This window comes from Halorhodospira sp. 9622 (assembly GCF_022228025.1).
GTDB lineage: Bacteria > Pseudomonadota > Gammaproteobacteria > Nitrococcales > Halorhodospiraceae > Halorhodospira > Halorhodospira halophila_A.
The window spans coordinates 1-4328 of record NZ_JAJNRE010000053.1 but is presented as its reverse complement, the minus strand read 5'-3'; the positions used below and the strand labels follow the sequence as shown (position 1 = coordinate 4328).

Here is a 4328-nt window from a genome sequence, read left to right as displayed (position 1 = left end):
TACCTTGGGATGTGCACAAGGAGGCGGCAAGATGGAAGGTTCCCGGCTCGTTGGGGCACGCTACCGCCGAGACGGTCACGCCGCGTGCTGCGGCCCGTCCGACAGTACGTTCCTTTTGTGAGCGGTTATCCAATCACGAGGGTGGCGGTAGAGCAAGGTTTTGCGGCGAACACTTCGGCCTATCCGCAGCACCCCCCGCTGCAGCGTAAAGCCCGGCCCGTCAGGGGCCTGCGAAGGCCTGCGGCCCCGCTGGAGGCAACGCACCGCAACGCGAGACAAGGCGGCGGCGCCGCTGATCCGCGCCCGGGCGCTGAGCCGTGTCAGCACCGCTGATTCCGGCACCGTGACAGCGCAACCGTCCCGGGCGCCAGCGACCCGAGTGGGGCGGCTGCGTGGTGGCAGCGCCGCGTGCGCTCGGCCTGCTGAGGGCGTTCAGCGGTGGCCTCTGGGCGGGGTGTTGCGGTTGGCCGAACCATCGCAACGCCGGGCGCCCAGGGTGCGCGGGGGCCGGGTGCTGACTTTCTTGCGCACGAGATGTATACCTGTACACTATTGGTCAGGGTCCACCGACGATAGTGGGAAGGCTGCGCCATGGCGAGCTTCTGCATTCGGCCCAATGGCACGATTCAGTACGACCTGTGCATCTACGGCCGCCGGTTCCGGGAGAGCTCGGGGCTGCGGGATACCCCGGAGAATCGGCGGCGCGTGCGGCGGAATCTGCGCAAGATCAACGCCGAGTTGGAGATGGGCACCTTCGACTATGCGGCCTGGTTCCCGCAAAGCCGCAAGCTCGAGCGCGCGCAGCGCTGGATCCGGGAGCGGGGCTCGCGCGCTCCGGGGCGGCGCTTCGCGGACTATGCGCGGCAGTGGCTGGCGCTGCACGAGGGCGAGTGGAAGGAGAGCTACCGGCGACGCGTCGAGGGCGTGATCCATCAGTACCTGATCCCGCACTTCGGCGACTGGCCGCTCGATCAGATCACCGAGCGCTCGGTGCGCGCCTTTCGCCAGGGGCTCATCGATCAAACGGACGCCCGGGGTCAGCGGCGGCTGAGCAACGCACGGATCAATTTCATCCTCTCGCCGCTATCCGGCATCCTGCGCTTTGCCGAGCGGGAGCTGGGGATGCCCTCACCGATGGCCGGGCTGCCGCCGCTGCGCGATGACCGCAACGACCCGATGCCGCTGACCGCCGAGCAGGTCAACGCCTTTTTGGAGGTGGTCGACCCGCGCCTGCGGCTGTACTTCAAGCTGCGCTTCTACACGGGGCTGCGCTCGTGCGAGGTCAACGGCCTCAAGGTCAAGTACCTCGACCTGGAGCGTCGCCAGCTCCGGGTCCGCGAGGCGCGCGTCGATGGTCGGCAGACGACGCTCAAGCACCCGAAGACCCGGCGCGAGATTCCGCTCTCGCCGAAGCTGGCCGCGGAACTGGGTCAGCATGTGGCCACCAAGGCGGCCGAGGACTACGTCTTCGTGCGCGAGGACGGACGGGCGATCGAGTCGAGCTGGGTGGCGGAGCAGCACTGGAACCCGACGTTGCGCCGGCTCGGCCTCGCTGCTCGTCGCGTCTACCAGACCCGGCACACCGCCGCGGTCCTGCACCTGGCAGCGGGTGAGAATCCGCTGTTCGTCTCCCGACTGCTCGGCCACTCCTCGACCAAGATGCTCTTCGAGCGCTACGCGCCGTTCGTTGCCAATGCGCTCGCCGACGACGGTTCCGCTTTCGAGGCGATGATGGCGCGGTTGGGGACGACTGAAGCAGCTGGCCGAGTCGCATGACGGCTGGGTGCCGGCTGCCGCGGCTGGACAGGTTCAATCGGATTCCAGGACGAGAGGTCGATGACCCGCCACCCCACGAATCCCCACGACGCCTTGATCAAAGCACTCCTGGACGCCCCGGAGCGTGCAGCGGTGGTGTTGCGGGAGAATCTGCCGCCGCCGGTGCGGGAGCGGCTGAGCGATGCGCTGCCGAAGCCGCTGCCGGGCAGCTACGTGGATCCTCACCTGCAGGAGACCCATAGCGACCGGCTTTTCGAAGCGCAGATGCACGATGGTCGGCCGGTCTTCGTGTACGTCCTCATCGAGCATAAGTCGGAGCCGGATGCGGGCACGCCCGTGCAGTTGCTCGGTTACCTGCAGCGGGTCTGGCAGCGCCACGCGGAGCAAAAGCGCGACGGGCGCGCGGCGCGCTACCGGCGTCTGCCGCCGATCATCCCCCTGGTGATCTACAATGGTCAGCCGAGTTGGACGGTGCCGCTGTCGCTGCTTGAGTGCATCGATGCGGACGAGCCGCTTTTGGAGCTGCAGCGGGATTTCGGCTACCAAGTCCGGCATCTGCGGCCGGACGAGCCGTCCGCCTCCTATTCGCAGGATCCGGCGATCCGGGCTGTGTTTCGGGCGCTGGCCTGGGCGTTTGTTGAGGATCTGGGGCGGGAGGATCTGATTCGCCTTTTGCGGGATCTTCCGCCGGGGCATCCGCTGGAGAAGCCGCTTTTGGTGTACATTGCCAGGGTCTATGGCTCGGTCGAGGAGGCGGACGTACGGCAGGCGCTGGAGCAGACGCGGCCGGGGCGAGCGGAGGAGTTGGTGATGACGCTAGCAGAACAGTGGCTAAAGCGTGGAGAAGAGCGGGGCATTCAGAGAGGGCGTGAGGAGGGCCGGCAAGAGGGCCGGCAAGAGGGCCGTCGGCAGGCTGCGGCGCAGACGCTGCTCCGTTTGATCGAGCGCAAGTTCGGCCGGGAGGCGAGGGAAGCGTCGCGGGCCCGCGTCGAGCCTGCCACGGTCGGTGAACTGGAGATGTGGCTGGACCGGATTCTCGATGCCGAGTGCGTGGAGGATGTCTTCGGCACCGGGTAGGGGCGAACGGGCATTCTTGCTGGTCGGTGCGCGAATCGTGAGTCCGGGCGCCTAGAAACTCGGCCGCTGCCAGCAGTGGAGACTTGAGCCGGCACGAAGCGAGCGCCCAGCTGGTCTTTTTGCTGGAGGCGGTTTATCGGGAGGGCCGCCTCAGGAAGTCGCCGCGCCGCCCCAAGGGAGGCGGCGCGGGCATGCCACGACGGGGCAAGCTCGTAGCGCCGCCAGTTCGCTTTCCGCTTATGTTCCCGGTACGGGGGCGAATGTGGCTGCCCAGGTCACGAACAACGTCGCGCCCGCGAACGCCGCCGCATAGGACGCGCGAGCGAGGGTTTCGCTATTTTGGGCAAGCCGGGCGAGCTCATATAGAACTTCGCCGGTATCGGGTGTCTGGATGCGGCGCAGCACGCGCAGCTCAAGCGCGAACAGCACCACTGTGGCCCCAGCCGAAACCATGCAGAACGGGCAGATTTCGCCGATCGGGACGAGCTGGAGCCAGACGAAATAGGCCGAGGCCAGCACGCCGGAGGCCGTTACGGGCGTGAGCGCCTTGATGATCGCCGGGTGCCGGGTCTCAAACCACCATGCCGCCATCGCGATCGTCGCGAGATAATAAACGGCGCCGAGCGTTGCCAGCGGTATGCCGGCGACATACCCCCAGTCGCTCATGATCACCTCAAGGCTTCCGGCGAGGTCGGCGCCCTCGGGGATCTGCGGCAACGCCCAGAAGTGTATGACGCTCAGGAAAGCGCTGACCAACCAGCCGAGCACGGCGACGCCGACGAACCAACGCATCAGCGAGACGGCGCGGGCGTCCCCACGGTCCGGGGTGCTGCGTTCATCTCCAACCATGATCACCTCTTTCCCATGGCTTGTGTTCATGCATGATTCAATATATAAGCAGAGTCGCATGCAAATCAAGCCCAGCCGGCGCATACTCGGTGGGGGCGCTCGCCAGCGAACTCGCACCAGCGCTCTGGCGTGGAGCGCGTTACGGCTCATCTGCAGCAGCCCCGAAAAGGTCTCGTGGTGGATCGCCTCATCGAGCTGGTACGGGATGTCGCCGAAGCGCTGCATGATTAGGTTACTGTCTCTCAAGTGCTATCATGTGCTAGCACTTGAGGGGGTCGCGAAGAGACAGGCTATGAGCAGCATCAGCGTCCGCCGCTTGGATAAAGAGACGATCGAGCGCTTGCGCGCCCAAGCAGACCGGCATGGCATATCCATGGAGGAGGAGGTGCGGCGCATCCTGCGGTCGGCGGTCTCGGAGCCGGAGCGCCTGGGCGATCTCGCTCAGGCTACGTTCGGCCCGAAGCATGGCGTAGAACTTGAACTCCCAGGCCATGACCCGCACGAGCCATGTGCGCCGGAACGATGATCGTGCTTGACACGAATGTCGTCTCTGAGATGATGCGCCCGCGGCCGGATGCGGCGGTGATCGAGTGGCTGAATGGCACGGTATGGAATAGTCCTCAAGT

At 66.2% G+C, this 4328-nt stretch carries 4 protein-coding genes; 3 read left to right on the top strand and 1 reads right to left on the bottom strand.

The genetic code is table 11. From position 1 onward, the window contains the following. The first annotated feature begins 591 nt into the window (after positions 1–591). Positions 592–1776, top strand: coding sequence for an Arm DNA-binding domain-containing protein (locus LRG07_RS13345; RefSeq protein ID WP_238642670.1), 1185 nt, complete (start codon positions 592–594; stop codon positions 1774–1776). A gap of 60 nt (positions 1777–1836) precedes the next feature. Then, on the top strand, positions 1837–2853 hold the full coding sequence (locus LRG07_RS13340; RefSeq protein WP_238642669.1) for an Rpn family recombination-promoting nuclease/putative transposase: 1017 nt from the start codon (positions 1837–1839) through the stop codon (positions 2851–2853). 237 nt (positions 2854–3090) lie between these two features. Here LRG07_RS13340 and LRG07_RS13335 read toward each other — a convergent pair whose 3' ends face one another. Beyond that, positions 3091–3927 (bottom strand): vitamin K epoxide reductase family protein, encoded by an 837-nt coding sequence (locus tag LRG07_RS13335; protein ID WP_238636974.1) that lies wholly within the window; start codon positions 3925–3927, stop codon positions 3091–3093. Between the two features lie 67 nt (positions 3928–3994). On the opposite strand from LRG07_RS13335, the gene LRG07_RS13330 reads away from it, so the two are divergent. Continuing rightward, positions 3995–4228 carry a hypothetical protein gene (locus LRG07_RS13330; protein ID WP_238636975.1) on the top strand — a complete coding sequence of 78 codons (234 nt, stop codon included), beginning with the start codon at positions 3995–3997 and terminating at the stop codon, positions 4226–4228. Positions 4229–4328: the final 100 nt, after the last annotated feature.

Bases quoted from the DNA above. Each gene is read 5' to 3' on its own strand.
- LRG07_RS13340 (WP_238642669.1), top strand. From the start codon at position 1,837: ATGACCCGCCACCCCACGAATCCCCACGACGCCTTGATCAAAGCACTC.
- LRG07_RS13335 (WP_238636974.1), bottom strand. From the start codon at position 3,927: ATGCAGCGCTTCGGCGACATCCCGTACCAGCTCGATGAGGCGATCCAC.
- LRG07_RS13345 (WP_238642670.1), top strand. From the start codon at position 592: ATGGCGAGCTTCTGCATTCGGCCCAATGGCACGATTCAGTACGACCTG.
- LRG07_RS13330 (WP_238636975.1), top strand. From the start codon at position 3,995: ATGAGCAGCATCAGCGTCCGCCGCTTGGATAAAGAGACGATCGAGCGC.